This is a genomic window from Ruegeria sp. ABF4_144 (genome assembly GCF_056160045.1).
Map to the genome: position 1 here is coordinate 459,437 of NZ_JBSWWK010000001.1, position 14,483 is coordinate 473,919.

Annotated in this window: 13 protein-coding genes and 1 tRNA gene; 5 read left to right on the plus strand and 9 right to left on the minus strand. The window is 57.0% G+C overall.

Annotated elements, in window-relative coordinates; genetic code table 11:
• Positions 1 to 184: 184 nt before the first annotated feature.
• The 6 genes from ACXAGD_RS02340 to ACXAGD_RS02365 all read right to left on the minus strand — a co-directional run bounded on the left by ACXAGD_RS02340 (position 185) and on the right by ACXAGD_RS02365 (position 7,112).
• On the minus strand, positions 185 to 1,300 hold the full coding sequence (locus tag ACXAGD_RS02340; protein WP_475208257.1) for a glycosyltransferase family 4 protein: 1,116 nt from the start codon (positions 1,298 to 1,300) through the stop codon (positions 185 to 187).
• Positions 1,297 to 2,682 (minus strand): lipopolysaccharide biosynthesis protein, encoded by a 1,386-nt coding sequence (locus tag ACXAGD_RS02345; protein ID WP_475208259.1) that lies wholly within the window; start codon positions 2,680 to 2,682, stop codon positions 1,297 to 1,299. Before ACXAGD_RS02345 ends, ACXAGD_RS02340 begins: the two co-directional genes overlap by 4 nt.
• A 13-nt stretch (positions 2,683 to 2,695) precedes the next feature.
• Positions 2,696 to 3,640, minus strand: a complete 945-nt coding sequence (locus tag ACXAGD_RS02350; protein WP_475208261.1) for a sulfotransferase family protein — start codon at positions 3,638 to 3,640, stop codon at positions 2,696 to 2,698.
• A 10-nt stretch (positions 3,641 to 3,650) separates the two neighbouring features.
• Entirely contained in the window at positions 3,651 to 4,823 is a 1,173-nt protein-coding gene (locus ACXAGD_RS02355; protein WP_475208263.1) for an O-antigen ligase family protein, read from the minus strand.
• Between the two features lie 17 nt (positions 4,824 to 4,840).
• Positions 4,841 to 5,971 carry a glycosyltransferase gene (locus tag ACXAGD_RS02360; RefSeq protein ID WP_475208264.1) on the minus strand — a complete coding sequence of 377 codons (1,131 nt, stop codon included), beginning with the start codon at positions 5,969 to 5,971 and terminating at the stop codon, positions 4,841 to 4,843.
• A gap of 91 nt (positions 5,972 to 6,062) precedes the next feature.
• Positions 6,063 to 7,112: an acyltransferase family protein gene (locus ACXAGD_RS02365; protein WP_475208265.1), complete on the minus strand. Its 1,050-nt coding sequence runs from the start codon at positions 7,110 to 7,112 to the stop codon at positions 6,063 to 6,065.
• Between the two features lie 394 nt (positions 7,113 to 7,506).
• Between ACXAGD_RS02365 and ACXAGD_RS02370 the strand changes: the two genes are divergently transcribed.
• The gene (locus ACXAGD_RS02370) at positions 7,507 to 8,262 is read left to right on the plus strand and encodes a hypothetical protein (protein ID WP_475208266.1); all 756 of its coding nucleotides are present in this window, start codon (positions 7,507 to 7,509) and stop codon (positions 8,260 to 8,262) included.
• Between the two features lie 570 nt (positions 8,263 to 8,832).
• Positions 8,833 to 10,080, plus strand: a complete 1,248-nt coding sequence (locus ACXAGD_RS02375; RefSeq protein WP_475208267.1) for an MFS transporter — start codon at positions 8,833 to 8,835, stop codon at positions 10,078 to 10,080.
• Positions 10,081 to 10,197: 117 nt separating this feature from the next.
• Here ACXAGD_RS02375 and ACXAGD_RS02380 read toward each other — a convergent pair.
• Positions 10,198 to 10,273, minus strand: a tRNA-Ala gene (locus ACXAGD_RS02380).
• A gap of 142 nt (positions 10,274 to 10,415) precedes the next feature.
• Entirely contained in the window at positions 10,416 to 10,742 is a 327-nt protein-coding gene (locus tag ACXAGD_RS02385; protein ID WP_475208268.1) for a TIGR02300 family protein, read from the minus strand.
• A 100-nt stretch (positions 10,743 to 10,842) separates the two neighbouring features.
• Between ACXAGD_RS02385 and ACXAGD_RS02390 the strand changes: the two genes are divergently transcribed.
• The 3 genes from ACXAGD_RS02390 (at position 10,843) to ACXAGD_RS02400 (ending at position 13,456) form a co-directional block, all read left to right on the plus strand.
• Positions 10,843 to 11,538, plus strand: coding sequence for a M48 family metallopeptidase (locus ACXAGD_RS02390; protein WP_475208269.1), 696 nt, complete (start codon positions 10,843 to 10,845; stop codon positions 11,536 to 11,538).
• Positions 11,539 to 11,569: 31 nt separating this feature from the next.
• Positions 11,570 to 12,217 carry a GntR family transcriptional regulator gene (locus ACXAGD_RS02395; RefSeq protein WP_475208271.1) on the plus strand — a complete coding sequence of 216 codons (648 nt, stop codon included), beginning with the start codon at positions 11,570 to 11,572 and terminating at the stop codon, positions 12,215 to 12,217.
• Between the two features lie 111 nt (positions 12,218 to 12,328).
• Positions 12,329 to 13,456: a lytic murein transglycosylase gene (locus tag ACXAGD_RS02400; protein WP_475208272.1), complete on the plus strand. Its 1,128-nt coding sequence runs from the start codon at positions 12,329 to 12,331 to the stop codon at positions 13,454 to 13,456.
• On the opposite strand, the gene ACXAGD_RS02405 is transcribed toward ACXAGD_RS02400, so the two are convergent.
• A complete protein-coding gene (locus ACXAGD_RS02405; protein WP_475208273.1) occupies positions 13,453 to 14,415 on the minus strand; it encodes an acetyl-CoA carboxylase carboxyltransferase subunit alpha in 963 nt (320 codons plus the stop codon). The two genes, ACXAGD_RS02400 and ACXAGD_RS02405, sit on opposite strands and share 4 nt — an antisense overlap.
• Positions 14,416 to 14,483 lie beyond the last annotated feature (68 nt).

Genomic DNA, 14,483 nt, shown 5'->3' on the forward strand with positions numbered 1-14,483 from the left:
CTATATCTCGGCCGCTTGTATTGGGAATGGAGCAATTCCCCACCTTAGCGCTGCAACGCCCCGAGGTTTCTGGCTCTTTGACGTTTACTTAAACCTGAACAGACCCAGCACCGAAGTACGCGTAGTTCAACCAGCGCTTACACCATTGTGGGCGCTAGTCAAAAGTTCGCGAATGACCCGTCAGTTATTCGGCGGCCTCACGTATTGCTGCCACAGGGAGCCGTTCCAGAATTTTGCTGACATGCGCATCCCAAGTCAGATGTTCGCGGGCAAATTCCTGCGCAGCTGAGGCCATCATTTCACGCCGCTCTGGTTTGGTGATTAGATGTTCTAGAGCGGCTTCGATGTCGCTGATGTTTTCGCCATCAACCAAAAATCCGGTTTCGCCCGAGCGTATAAAGTCCAACGGCCCACCAGAGGCGCCGGCCACCGGCACGCAGCGGAACGCCATGGCGTCGGCGATGGTCAGGCCAAATCCTTCCATATCCTGCCCCGAGTGCGTAGCGATTTGAGGATGCAGAAAGACGTGGCTACTGCGATAGAGTGGCCGCACGTCCTCGTCCGGAACCCGTCCCAGCAACTGAATATGATCCTGCATTCCCAGGTCTTCGATCAGGGCCTGCAGGCGCGCAGTTTCTTCTCCGCCACCCGCGATCCGGAAATCCAGCTTGTGACCCTTGTCAATCAGCCGTGCCACGGCCTGAATTGCGCCATGCATGTTCTTGCGTTCGACAAGACGGCACATACAGAACAGTCGCATTCCGTCCGGTTTTTCACAGGGCAGGTGGCTATCCTCTTCAAAGGAAATACCGTTCCAGTCGGAAAACGCGCCGTTCAGCCTGCGGCCTAGTTCGTCTTCGAACTTGTCCAGTATCGGCTGGCTGACGGTGGGAAAGTGATCGGCGTGACGCAGCACCCGCATCATCAACGGTCGCAGGGGTTTGGGCACCACAAAAACTTCGCGCCCATGGATGGTGACCACCATTGTCAAACTACGACGAAGGAGCAGTGCGGGTAGGGCAACCCGCCACGTTGTTGCATGTACTATGTCGTAGTCTTCGCGGCGCAGCGCCCAAAGCTGACCCATCATGCGGCGGAAGACGCGCGCTTGCCCGCCGTGCTGTCCGACGTTGATCACAGCCACATCGCCGCGCTTCTCCTGCCCGATAGCACCGGGGTGTGCAGTCAGAACAGTGACGTCGTGACCCGCGCGGGCATAAGCCATAGCGACTTGCTCGGAATAAGTTTCAACCCCACCGGTTTCCGGTGGGTAGGCTTTGGCGAGGAATAGGATTTTCATATCGCCCCTTTGCTGTGATCCGACACAACAGGCATTTGCTTTGCAGCAGGTTTACCCAAAAGGAAGACGGCGAGGCTGGGGTCGATGCCCAGCTTTCGGCGGCAATAAACGACCGCGGCTATGTTCCAGGCAATCGCAATGCCAGCGGTGCACAGGGCGGCACCTATTGTGTCTGCGTAGATGATGGCCAAGGGCATAATGGCAATGCCGATGGTATTTGCGACAAACAACACGCGGAAATACGCGCGCTCGTGTCCGCTCATTTCCAATAGGGGGCCTGTTGGGCCGGCAAGCGTGTTCACCAGAAATCCTGCTGCCAGAATGATCAACGCCGGTGTTGCGCTATCGAACCCTTCTCCGAACAATCTCATCAGGAAACCGCCAGCTACCAAAATCATCAGGAACCCCGCGGCCCCGAATCCGCCACCGACGGTGGCCGTCAAGGCGCAGACCTTTTGCGTTTCCTCTCTGTCGCCGCGCGTCATGCTGCGTGACAACATCGGGCTGCAGATCACACTGGTTGCAAACAGAAACAGGTTCAGAAGTTGCGCGGTGCGCAGAGCCGAGAAATACGGCCCCGCCTGATCGGGGCCGATCTGGCGTTCAATCAGGATGACGGACAGGCTTTGCGCGGCAATCATGATCACTGAGGACAGCCAGAGGTGGCGCATCGGCGCATTCCACTCGGAATGCCGCATATCGGCCGGGCCGAAAATACGCTGAGTTTCGCCTCCACGTTCGTTGAGCCCGAATTGCACAGCACCGATCACGAGCAGTGAGCCCGCCATGATCCAGACCCAACCTCTGGTTCCGATTGAGCCGGGCAGATAACCAAGGGCCGCCAGGCCTGCCAGTCCGCAAATCAGCAACCGCCAGATTATGTCGCGGGGCATGAGGGCCAGCGCGACGCCGCTGGAGATCCGCATCACGAAAGACTGATACTCAACCAAAGCCCAGGCGACTGTCAGCGCCACAACGGCTGCAATCCATCGCATATCCAGCCCGCCGCCGAAATATTGAAAAATAACCGCCCCGGCGCATCCAACCGTGAGGCACCCGGCCAACACAATGGCATATCCGCGCCAGATTACCCCTCTGCGCAAAGTGTCAGATTGGGTTTCGTGGTATGACGCCCCAAAGCGGAGCACTAGCGGCCGTTGCCCGAGGCTTCCAACCACCGCCAGCAACATGGTCAGCGAGAAGATTGAGCCAAAGAACCCGTAGTCGTCGCGCCCCATTGCACGAGCCAGAAGTACGAACATGACAAAGGAAAGCCCGGCACTGCCCAGCTTGATCGAGAATGCAGCAAAGCTGCGCCCAAGAAAGCGGGTGGTGAAGTCTCCGCTGGACATTCGGGCGTGCAGCTTTCCAAGAATGCTCATGTCACCGCCCCTGTTAGCTGTTTCGCCACTGGTTCAGTTTATAGCGAAGCGCGTTTGCCCAGCCACGCTCGCGGGCATAGGCGCGCAACACGCGGAATGCGTCCCCGGCACGTGCCAGTTGTAGCGCCGATTTGCCTGGTTGCCGAACCTGCTGAGCCTCGGACGGCTTGAACCCCGCCTCTTGCATGACATCAAAGCAAATCTCTTCTATCAGACGCAGATCGCCGGACGAGAGGTGTTCGCGCCAATTTGTCCCGCGTTTTTGAACGCCCTTTGCGCCAGAAGCTCCGCCCCACCGCTCTTCGCTGGAAATTTGGGACAGAGCATCATGGTCATAGGTCAGCCCAAGCCATGCGCCGAGGCGGTCCATTTCAGCCGCAGGATCCTCGACGAGATCCTCATATTTCAGACGGTGTAGGCGGTCATTGCCATACGTTTCGGCGAAACGCTTGGTCGCGTTTTGCGCGTCACGCCAGATCACTGCCCCACGCAGCAGGCTGCGGTTCCAAGCCTGTCGCATCGACAGAACGGTCGCGCGCGGATCGCGCACCACCTCAATCACACGCGCATCGGGCCAAAGGCGCATCACAAGATCCAGCTCAAATACTGTTTCGGGCGTTTTGTCGCCCCAGTATCGCACCAGACCGGTGTTTTCTTTTTCTGCTATGGCCAGGACAATGGCGCGAAATGCCTCGCTTGCGCCCAGACCAGCTATGGCCCTTTCTAGGTCATGCTCACTGGGCCAGATGCCACGCCGCCGCATGTGTTGCGCGAAAACCGAACCTGCGACCAATTCGGTGATTTCGGCCGCACTGGCACCACCGTCTGTCACAGCAGCAAAGCGCGGCAAAATCTGAAACTCGTCCGGCGGCAAGTAGACCTCTTCGAACCCCCTCAGCAAGGCTCTGGTCAGTGTGGTTCCGCTGCGCGGTGCGCCGACGACAAAAAGAGGGGTCAATGAATAAATCCTATGTTTGTTCAGCCGGCAAAACGGGTCCCGGACGCGGAATGAAAGAGGAGTATGAAGCGGAGCTTTCTGTGCTTCGGATGCAGCCTATCGCCAGTCCTAGCATCATCCATGCACAGCACCCCATGAGCAGGTTGACCTGCATGAGGAACACCTCGAACGAGACGTGGATGAGAAGAACCAGAAAGCAGGCGGTAGCATAAATTTTTATTGGCTGAGACCGGTTCGGGCGTCCGATGGCGGCCCAGACCGTGAAAAGCAACAGAAGCAGACAGCCGATCCCAATCCTGCCGGACTGCATATAGACCTGAAGGAAGTAGCTGTGCGCACTCCAATCGCTGTCATAGAGGTTCGAGAACGTCATGCCGGTGCCAAGCCCCACCCAAGGGCTTTCTGCGGTGAAGGCAATGATCAGAGGCCAGATGATCTGACGCCCGCTGCGCGCTGTCCGTCCGGTATACTCGATGAACCAGGAATCCAGATCCCGGATGTCAAAGCCCCACAACCCCGCGTAAAGTACGATCATTGCAAACAACCCGCCAACAACAACCGCGAGAACCAGGTTTCGCAGCAAGCTCATCGGAAGGACACGCAAGGTTACGACCACAGCCAGAAACGCCAAGGAAGAACCAACCATCAGCCGATGTCCAAGAAGGATACCGACAGTTGCAAGTAGCAAGAAAATCCAGAATGACACCCGCCGCAACGAAACGCCGCGCCTCAGCCAAACAACGCCGGCAGAGAGAAAGAAATAGACCACTATCCCGCTGATTGTGTTCTTACTGACTACGCCCAAGGCAGTCCCGATAAGCCCGATCAAACAGCCGGACAGCAAGAGTATAGCTCCGGTCCCTGGCCATTCGATAAGGCGACGGGCGTTCTGCACAAAGTAAAAGAACACGATACCCGTTATAAGAATGCCGATCACGTTCACGATCCCGGTACGTGTCGGGCTAAGCAGCGTTAGAGTTAAATAGTAGACAAAGAGCAGAGTGAACGCCGCCAGAACCCAGCGCACGCGCCCTGGCAGGTAGGGTTGCGACGATAGGCGTACGAACATGAACGCGGCAATCAGCAACAACAATAGGTCAACAACCACACCGGCGCGCGCAACAACCGCCAGGGCTGCCACGGTCATCATTAGAACCATGATTTGTGGTTTTACCAATGTCATTCTGGTGCGTCTTGCCCTCAGGTGTTGCGGCTTTGAGCCGGTGTCCATGTCTGATAGGTTTTTCCGCGCAAAGATTCCACGATTCCGTGCCCGGTTGCGGCCAATGCCATCAAGATTTCGCCGATTTTGCGCGCCTTGGGCAGGTCGCTTTTCCAGGCCAGCCAGGCCGCAAAACACAGCGCCAGTGCCAAAGCCAGCCCGCCAACAAGGCCCAGAACCGTTATCAGCCAGAACAGACCGCAGAGCATAGACAGTGCCAGAAAGAACGGGCTGAACCAGCGGATGAGCTTGTGCGAGACGTATTTGAACCGGTTCATCCCGCTCATGCTGCGCAGTTTGGGTGTCAGAAAGCGATGCGTGTTGAAAGCGCGACACGCGATCCGGCGCTTGCGGCGATATTCGTCGCGGCCGTCGGTTGTCAGGCGCTCATAAGCCACCACGTCAGGGGCTGAAATAACCCGGTAGCTGTCAAACAATGGGCTGATCGAGGCAGTCAGGTCATCCAGCAGATGTGGTGGCACCTCGGGATAATCAGCACGGCGCCGGGCAAAAATCGCGCCATCTGCGCCCATGGTTGAGCCGGTTTCGCTTTCCAGTGCCTTGATACGCTCTTCCAGGCTCCAATACTGGTTGCCGACATCGGCGGTTTCGCTCTCGCCCGAATTCACGTATTTCAAATGCCCAGCCACGGTGCCGATAGTCGGGTCCGAAAAATACCGGGCCAGCCGGTCGATAGCCTCTTCGTCCAGGCTGACATTGGCGTCGGTGAAAATGACGACATCACCACTTGCCCGGGCCACCAGCTGCCGCATCCCCCAAGCTTTCCCAAGCCGTTCGGTGGCAGGCACTGCGGTCAGGATGTCACACTGCTCCTGCAACATCTCCAGCGTGCGATCTGTGGACATGTCGGAATAGGCGAGAATTTCAAGCTCTGGGTAGCGTTGTTTCAACTTGCGCAGATTGGCCAGTTTTTCTGGCAGTGCAGGTTCTTCGTTGTAGGCGCAAAACACTAACGTAAAGCGGGTCTCGACTCCGTCGATCGGAGTGGCCAGTGGTTTTTTCGGCAACAGTCCAAGCACCCGGGGATAAATGACAAACGGGTAGGCCGCGACAAGGAAAAAGAGGATAGCAAGCAGAAGAAAGGTCATTGGGGTATCTGATTTGAAGACTGAACAGGTTTAGAAAAACTGAGGTGCGTTCCTTGGCGGCGCCAGAACACACCGAATGTGGGTTTCTGTCTCATGTTTTTGCTGACTGTGTGCCGGAAACGTAAGGACGCGGTTTCCCCGAGCGTGAAACGAGCTTGCGCCCTAACGCCAGAGCGGGGCGTTCGACCAGTCGTGATAGTGCGATGGCCAGTGTCACCGAAAGCACAAGCCCAGCGCACAGCACCAACCAGAACGGTTGCTCTGGAAACAAAATCCGCGTGACGAAAATTAGGACCGGATAGTGCACAAGGTAGAGTGTGTACGAGATATCCTTCGGTTCACTTTTGACCCATTGCCGCATGAAGCCCACAATAAGGCAGACGCCCAGCACTGCTTCCGCCAGTTCTGACGCAACACCGACGTCCGCAACGATGAACTTGAGGGCCAAGCCAAATGGTACCAGCAACATGGCAATTATCGAGTGACGCGCAGTTATGTTGGCAGTGACACGCGCCAACGCTACACCGATGGCGAATAGGTAAAGCTTGCCCGGCAGTTGCTTTGCCAGCGTTTCGTGAGCAAGCCCTGTCGCCCATAGAAAAGACAAGACTGAGATGATCAGCAACCAGCGCGACCGCACCAAAAGCGGAAACATCGCCGGCAGAAGAAGATAGTACGAAGCCTCGATCTTAATCGTCCAGAGCGAACCGTTTATTGCCGGGATGCCTTCAAGGAAAGTCGGGGCTAGAAAGTTAGCTGTAAGCGCGTTGAACAGAGCATATGCTGGTAGTTGCCCCCAGTTGACTAGAGCCGTGGCAAAAAGGCAGAAGACTGCGATTTGAAGGATCACGATGCTCCAGTAGGCTGGAAAAACCCGGAAAAAACGGCGCAAGTAAAACCGAACCACGTCTGGGTCCCGCGCGAAACTGACATAGGTCAGCATACCCGAAATAATGAAGAACGTAGACACGGCTACATCTGACAAGTTCATCAGAAAGAATGGAAACCGGGCGGGATCATCAAGGGCAACGTGGAACAGATTATTGCTGTGCTCTAGAACCACCAACAAGGCCAGAATGAGACGGAGGCTATCCAGGTTGTTCGCACGTGGAGCTTGCACCGTGGTGGAAAAATAAGCCATTGCCCAATAGCCTCAAAAAATATGGTCCACAATAATGTGTGGCCATGCCAAAACATTTTGCTGCCTAAAGGTCAAGGATTACCGGCGAAAGGCTTTCCGGGCCGAATCTGCTGCATAGTTTTTGACCATTGTTCACCTTTGAACACTGCCAACTTGCTTGAGTCTGATCCGGAGACGGCGGTTCCTTATTGGTCCTATGTTCAGTTCCTTCGTAGAGTATTTTTTAGATATTCAGGCGAGTGGAGGTTTTGAAACCACCCGTGTCGCCAGTCGCTAAGCCAACCCAATCTCGGAATGCGTAAACAGAGCGGACTTTGTGTTTCCGCATTTTTGCAACTGGCCCAAATATTTCTTGCCGGACTGAAAAGCGAAAAACGCAAGGAGATTGCCCGCAATGATCGGAGTTGGCTTATCAATCACGTCCCTGGCCGTTCGGCAGAATCCGGGCAACCCCTTAGCGCGCCTGGATGCGCCGCTTTTGCGCGATCCCTCCGACCTGTCTACGCTGTTTCAGGATGCGGCGGGCACTATCCCGGTGACGTCTCCGGGCGATACGGTGATGCGGCAAAACAACAAGGGCAACCTCGGGGGGCACTTTCTGGCAACCGGCGCTCTGACCTACCAAACCGACGGTTCGCATCACTGGTTGGAAACCGATGGGAGTGGCGGCACGCTGGAGTTTTCCAGAACCATTCCATTCTCGTCCGAGGTTTTTGAGGTGGTCGCGTTCCGGATGCTATCATTTAGTCATTCCTTTCCATCGCTCGTCAGCAACAGGGGGGTGTTTTCGAACAATGCCAGTCACAGACAGCCGCTGGTTTATGCGTCTCATTCCTCGCCAACGCGGATTTCGGCCTCCATCGGTGGTCCATCTATTGGCGTCAATCTTGCGGCGACCCTGCTCAATACGGATGTCGTTTTTTCTGTTTCGGGAAGCCCGGCTGCGCTGCGTGCAAATGCGAATGGTCGGACTGCTTCTGCCGCAGGCGTGGAATTGTCCGACGGAAGTTCATTCGGCTACCGTCTTTATGGCCCCAACCCGGCGCATGTTCGGGACTATGGTGGATTGCATTTGAACAGGATTCCAAGCGATGCGGAGGCCGAGACAATTCGGTCTTACTACGCGTCCAAGTCAGGTAGCCCCACCTGATCGGTTGCATCTGCCTTGCATCAATTGAGGCAGTGTCGGTAGAGCAATAGAACCTATGTGACTCATCTGTCCCTTTCGGAGGTTGGTGAGTCAGGATGCCCGCGCACTGGATACTGTTCGGCATAGGTGCCACGTGTGCCGTGGTATAGGGCCTGGTACTTGGTTCAGCTAAGCGGCTAAGTGGAAACTCGGCTATATTGCAGGGACTTTGCCAAAACCCCTGCTTTACGTGTGATCCACGCCCCTTTTGTTGGTGCTGGGGCCGAGGCTTGCCAATAGCGGGCCTATTTGGCCGTTACCCTGACGCGCGCCTGCTATTGGCAAAGGCGGCGCGGCAGGTTCCCGCGAATTGCGACCCAATCGCCGTAGGGCCTAATGCGGCGATGGCCACTGATCTGATTGCTTGTGTGCCGTCTTGGGTCTCCCTCAATTGGACTCAAAGTGCCTTGGCCAGTAATACTCGTTTCAGTGCGGTCAATTAGGTCCATTGAGTGTCCCCGGTCGTTTTTTTTGCCTGCCATAAAGCTCAATTCAGATTGGATCATTCGGGGTTTTGTTGAGGTAGTTGTTATGAACCTTTCGCGGTTGTCCCTTTTGCTTGTCGTGTTCATTGATGTGATGGGGTTTGGGCTAATCCTGCCGATTTTCAACACGATCCTGCTGGACCCTCAGCAGACCTTCCTGCCGCATGACACTCCGGCCCATATTCGTCAGGTCGACTACACCGTTCTCATCGCCGTCTTCTTCCTGTTTTACTTTTTCGGCGCGGCCTTCATTGCCAAAGTGTCGGACTACATTGGCCGCAAAAGCGGAATAATGGTTTGTCTGACCGGCGCGCTGATCGGATATGTTTTGACCGTGGCTGCGATTATGACCGCAAGCTATTGGCTGTTGCTGTTGGGGCGCGCGATTTCTGGCTTCACAACCGCCAACCAACCCATCGCGCAGGCTGCCTTGATCGACATCAGCCATGACGATCAGGAGAAGTCGAAGAACCTTGGGATGATCGTGGCGGCGTCCGCGCTGGGTCTGCTCGGTGGCCCGTTGATTTCAGGATTGCTGAGCGACCAAAACCTGATGGGATCATTCGCATCTCTGGAACTGCCATTCTATGTCGCCATTGGCCTTATCCTGATCAACATGGCTCTGGTTCTGCTCTTCTTCTCGGAACCGGGTTTTAAAAAGCAGACAATCGACTTTGGGCTTTTGGACGTCGTCATGAATTTGTGGAAGGTCTTCTCGCATCCCGTCGTTCTAAGGCTGTCGGTCGTGATGTTGTTCTCGCTTATGTGCCTGAATGCATTTTTCTTTTTTATCGACACTTACCTACTGACGCGGTTCAAGTTCGGCACATTGCAAAACAGCATGGCGCTGGCCGTATTTGGAGGGTCTATGGCCTTGGGAAGTGCCTACCTGACGGCACCGCTACACGAGCGCTTCAAGAAATTTCCGATACTATATGTGTCCATTGCAGCTATGGGCTTGGGAATATTGGTGTTTATGCTCAACCCTGTTCCCGATCTTTCATACGTGTTGATCATCCCGATAACGATTGCATTTGCCATCATGTATCCGACCATGCTGTCACTGTTTTCCAGCAGCGTCGGACCCAGTGAACAAGGGTGGGTGATGGGTGTGACGGTGGCGATCTACGCGTTGGGCTCTGGCAGCATCACGGCTTTGAGCGGCTCTCTCATGGCCATTAACCTTAGAATGCCCTTTATCATCGCTGTTGTCTGTTGCGTCTTGGCGCTTTTTGCGATGGCTAAGCTGTTCCGGCATCCCGGTGTTCAAGCGCTCGACACTAAGGGCAAATGATCACTGTCAAGATGGCAGCAAGCAGAAGCGCTGCGCCGTATGTCTTGCAAAGTCTTCGGGTTATGGCCGCGCGCGAAACTGCAAAAAGAAAACTATACTAGTGAACTGCTAGGATTTTGGTGGAGCCTAGGGGAGTCGAACCCCTGACCTCTTGCATGCCATGCAAGCGCTCTCCCAACTGAGCTAAGGCCCCATCATGGTACTGCTGAAGCAGTGGACGGACGTTTATGAGACGGCGGCGGCAAGCGCAAGTCCAAAAAATGGAAAATGCCAAAAAGTTTCCGTCCCGCGCCCGGGGTGGGCATGAGGCGGCGTGGGGCCGCCTCTGACCGGTTTTAGTTCTCGTCTTCCGACGACATGTCGGTGATATCGTCCAGCGAGACGTTATCGTTGTCGTCATCATCATCGTCCAGCAGATCATCGTCCAGTTCGACATCGACGTTGTCGTCATCCTCCAGAACCAGATCCTCATCCGAAGCGTTTTTGCGCGCTTTGGCCGATGCCGCATCTTCTGCGTCCGCGGCGATCATCCGGCTCTTGCCGGTCTCAAGCTCCACGATCTCGCCAGTGTAGGGGCTGATGATCGGGTCCTTGTTTAGGTCGTAAAAACGCTTGCCGGTTGTCGGGCAAACGCGCTTTACGCCCCATTCTTCCTTGGGCATGTCAAATCCCCTTGATATCAGGTGAGTCGTAATAATGATTCAGGTCACGTGCCACATGCAGCAGGCACTGTCAAAGCCTTTGAGCAGGAGAAACTGGCATATGGGAGATCACGCACTGCCCGGGAAGCCTCCGGTGCCGCTGACGTTGCGCAAGTCGGCGCGGGCGCGGCGGATCAGCCTGAGGATTTCCCAGCTGGATGGGCGGGTTACACTGACTTACCCGCAGAGTGTGCCTGAGACCGAAGCGCTGAGCTTTGCCCGCACCAAGGAAGAGTGGATACGCCAGCATTTGCAGGATCGTCCCGATCCGGCAGTCGTTCAGTTCGGCCAGGCCATCCCCATCGAGGGCAAAGAGCTGCGAATCGTGCCCGCAAAGGGTCGACGAGTTCAGTTGCAGGGCGATGAGATTGCCGTGCCCGCAGGGGCCGAAGCTCGGCGTCTGGCGCGGTTTCTCAAGGAACTGGCACGGGATCGTCTGACCGGGGCCTGTGATGATTACGCGGCGATGCTGGGCCGGTCTTACTCCAGCCTGACCATCCGCGATACCCGGTCCCGGTGGGGATCTTGCAGTTCTGCCGGTGGGTTGATGTTTTCGTGGCGGTTGATCCTGGCGCCCTCCGAGATTCTGCACTACGTCGCCGCGCATGAGGTGGCGCATTTGGTCGAGATGAATCACTCCCCCGCGTTTTGGGCGCAGGTCGAGAATATCTTCGGTGATTATCGTGACCAAAGACGCTGGCTGCGCGACAACGGGGCGCAGCTGCATCAGTACAGATTTGATGCTGCGGTGAGTTGACCTTGCGCACATCTGTGATCACAAATTGGGTATGTTGACCCCACGCCCCTCTGACTCCCACGGCGCGACACACGACCGTGTGTATCGCACTTTGCGCTCTCGTATCATGCATGGTGAAATGGCGCCCGGGCAGGCGCTGACCCTGCGTGGGATTGGCAAGGAATTCGGCGTGTCGATGACTCCCGCGCGTGAAGCCGTGCGGAGACTGGCAGCCGAAGGGGCGTTATTTCTGTCCACGTCGGGCCGCGTTTCAACGCCCGAGCTCACCAATGACCGGATCGAGGAACTGGCCGCCCTGCGCGCATTGCTTGAGGTCGAACTGGCCAGCCGCGCCTTGCCGCGGGCCCACATGGCGCTGATCGACCGGTTGCAGAGCATCAACATGAACGTGGCCGAGATGGTCACCAAACGTGATGCCGTTGGCTATATCCGCACCAACCTGGAGTTCCACCGCACACTCTACTTGCGGGCTCAGGCCCCAGCGATGCTGGCGATTGCTGAAACTGTGTGGCTGCAGCTTGGCCCCACCATGCGCGCGCTTTACGGACGGTTGCGGCGAACCGATCCTCCGCATAACCACAAGTTGATCATCGCGGCGCTGCAGGCCGGAGATGAGCCCGGCCTGCGTCTTGCGGTCCGCTCGGACGTCACCCAAGGCCTGCGGATGCTGGTGAGTTAAGCGGCTTGTTGCCGAAGGTCCGAAATTGCCCCTGATTGGCTTTGTCGCTGTGGCTTGGCGATCGGGTCTGCGTTACTCTGGCCCAAATCACAACAAGAGCAGTTTTTAGTCATGATCAACCGACGGATATTTTCAATTGGCCTTGGCTCGGCCTTTCTGACCGCCTGTTCCACCGGCGCACCGACCAGTACCCCTGCTTCGCGGATGCGACCGGTGCCCAATGCCGGATGGGACGCCTGGGTTGCAGGCTTTAAAGGGCGGGCGGCATCGCAGGGGATTTCGCAGACCACAATCAATCGCGCCTTTCAGGGGGCAGGGTATCTGCCCGAGGTGATTGAGCGCGACCGTAATCAGGTCGAATTCAAACGCTCGCTTGAGGATTATCTGGCGATTGCTGCCTCGGACGAGCGGATCGCCACCGGCAAACAGATGCTTGTCCGTCACGCCGGAACCTTGTCGCAGCTCGAGGCGCAATACGGCGTCGATAAAGAGGTCGTTGTGGCCGTTTGGGGGCTTGAAAGCCGTTACGGCGCGCGGCGTGGCGACGTGCCCGTTATCTCGGCAGTGTCCACTTTGGCCTATGACGGGCGGCGCGGCGCTTTCTTTGAAAAGCAACTGGTCGCGGCGCTGAAGATTATTCAGGAAGGCGACACCACGCCTGACAAGATGACCGGCAGCTGGGCGGGTGCAATGGGGCACACGCAGTTCATCCCAACGTCTTATCTTGCTTATGCGGTGGATTTCACCGGTGACGGGCGGCGGGACATCTGGTCCGAAGACCCGTCAGACTCGCTGGCCTCGACCGCAGCCTATCTGGCCCGTGCCGGTTGGGTGCGCGGGCAGCCTTGGGGTGGTGAAGCTGGTACGGTTTCAGGCACACCTGTCGCGGTGCTGCAGCCGCAAAAGCCCGGACCGCGTATAGCAGTCTTTCGCAATTTTCAGGTGATCAAGCGCTATAACAACTCGGACAGTTATGCGATTGGCGTCGGGCACCTGTCCGACCGGATCGCGGGCGGCGCGCCGTTTCAGGCTTCTTTCGGGCCGGATGCCACGGGTCTGACGCTGGAGGACCGCAAGGAGCTTCAGCGCCGCCTGACCTCAGCCGGTTATGACACGCAGGGCGCGGACGGGGTAATCGGCAAGAATACAGAGGCCGCGATCACCGCATATCAACGTGCCAATGGGCTGGCCGTTACCGGCAAACCCTCGGTCGAGTTGCTGCGGCAGTTGGGCGGTTAGGCCGCCAACCCTTTCGAGCCGATATCCAGAAATTTTTGACGGCGGTCCTGAATCAGGGCTGCCGCATCCTTGCCGCCCAGCTCTTCCAACATGGCGGCAATCGCAGAACGCACGGATTCAACAGTGGCCTCACGGTCCCGGTGAGCGCCGCCCCTGGGTTCGGTGATGATCCGGTCGCAGACGCCCAGCTTGTAGAGGTCCTGCGCGGTAAGGCGCAGCGCTTCGGCGGCTTCGCGCATCTTCTCGGCATCCTTCCACAGGATCGAGGCGCAGCCCTCGGGCGAAATCACTGAATAGACCGAGTGTTCCAGCATCGCGACGCGGTTCGCGGTCGCAAAAGCCACCGCCCCGCCCGAGCCACCTTCACCGATAATCACCGAGACCAGAGGTACGCCGATTTTCAGGCACATCTCGGTCGAGCGTGCGATTGCTTCGGATTGGCCACGCTCTTCGGCGCCTTTGCCGGGATAGGCACCGGCCGTGTCGATCAGAGTGATCACCGGCAGGCCAAACCGCCCGGCCATCTCCATCAGGCGCACGGCCTTGCGGTATCCTTCAGGGCGGGCCATGCCAAAGTTGCGTTCGATCCGCGATTTGGTGTCAGATCCCTTTTCGTGGCCGATTACCATCACAGGCTGATCGTTGAACCGGGCCAGACCACCAATGACGGCCAGATCGTCGGCAAAGTTCCGGTCTCCGGCCAGAGGGGTGAATTCAGTGAACAGTGCATCCACGTAATCGTTGCAGTGCGGACGCTCCGGATGACGCGCCACCTGACATTTGCGCCAAGGGGTCAGATCGCCATACAGCTCTTCCAGCAGCTTGGCGGCCTTGGCGTCCAGCGCGGCGGCTTCTTCGGCCACGTCCATCTCTTCGTTGGCGCGGGCCAGCGCGCGCAGTTCCTCGGCCTTGCCTTCGATCTCGGCCAGGGGTTTTTCGAAATCCAGATACTGGGTCATGACGCCTCTCAACGCGGAAGTTCCCTGCTATATGACCTGTGGTTGCCCGGGATGCAACTCAGCAAGAT

Excerpts from the sequence above, each read along its gene's own strand:
- ACXAGD_RS02360 (WP_475208264.1), bottom strand. The coding sequence starts at position 5,971 with ATGACCTTTCTTCTGCTTGCTATCCTCTTTTTCCTTGTCGCGGCCTAC.
- ACXAGD_RS02400 (WP_475208272.1), top strand. The coding sequence starts at position 12,329 with ATGATCAACCGACGGATATTTTCAATTGGCCTTGGCTCGGCCTTTCTG.
- ACXAGD_RS02395 (WP_475208271.1), top strand. The coding sequence starts at position 11,570 with ATGTTGACCCCACGCCCCTCTGACTCCCACGGCGCGACACACGACCGT.
- ACXAGD_RS02375 (WP_475208267.1), top strand. The coding sequence starts at position 8,833 with ATGAACCTTTCGCGGTTGTCCCTTTTGCTTGTCGTGTTCATTGATGTG.
- ACXAGD_RS02340 (WP_475208257.1), bottom strand. The coding sequence starts at position 1,300 with ATGAAAATCCTATTCCTCGCCAAAGCCTACCCACCGGAAACCGGTGGG.
- ACXAGD_RS02355 (WP_475208263.1), bottom strand. The coding sequence starts at position 4,823 with ATGACATTGGTAAAACCACAAATCATGGTTCTAATGATGACCGTGGCA.
- ACXAGD_RS02390 (WP_475208269.1), top strand. The coding sequence starts at position 10,843 with ATGGGAGATCACGCACTGCCCGGGAAGCCTCCGGTGCCGCTGACGTTG.
- ACXAGD_RS02345 (WP_475208259.1), bottom strand. The coding sequence starts at position 2,682 with ATGAGCATTCTTGGAAAGCTGCACGCCCGAATGTCCAGCGGAGACTTC.
- ACXAGD_RS02370 (WP_475208266.1), top strand. The coding sequence starts at position 7,507 with ATGATCGGAGTTGGCTTATCAATCACGTCCCTGGCCGTTCGGCAGAAT.
- ACXAGD_RS02365 (WP_475208265.1), bottom strand. The coding sequence starts at position 7,112 with ATGGCTTATTTTTCCACCACGGTGCAAGCTCCACGTGCGAACAACCTG.
- ACXAGD_RS02405 (WP_475208273.1), bottom strand. The coding sequence starts at position 14,415 with ATGACCCAGTATCTGGATTTCGAAAAACCCCTGGCCGAGATCGAAGGC.
- ACXAGD_RS02385 (WP_475208268.1), bottom strand. The coding sequence starts at position 10,742 with ATGCCCAAGGAAGAATGGGGCGTAAAGCGCGTTTGCCCGACAACCGGC.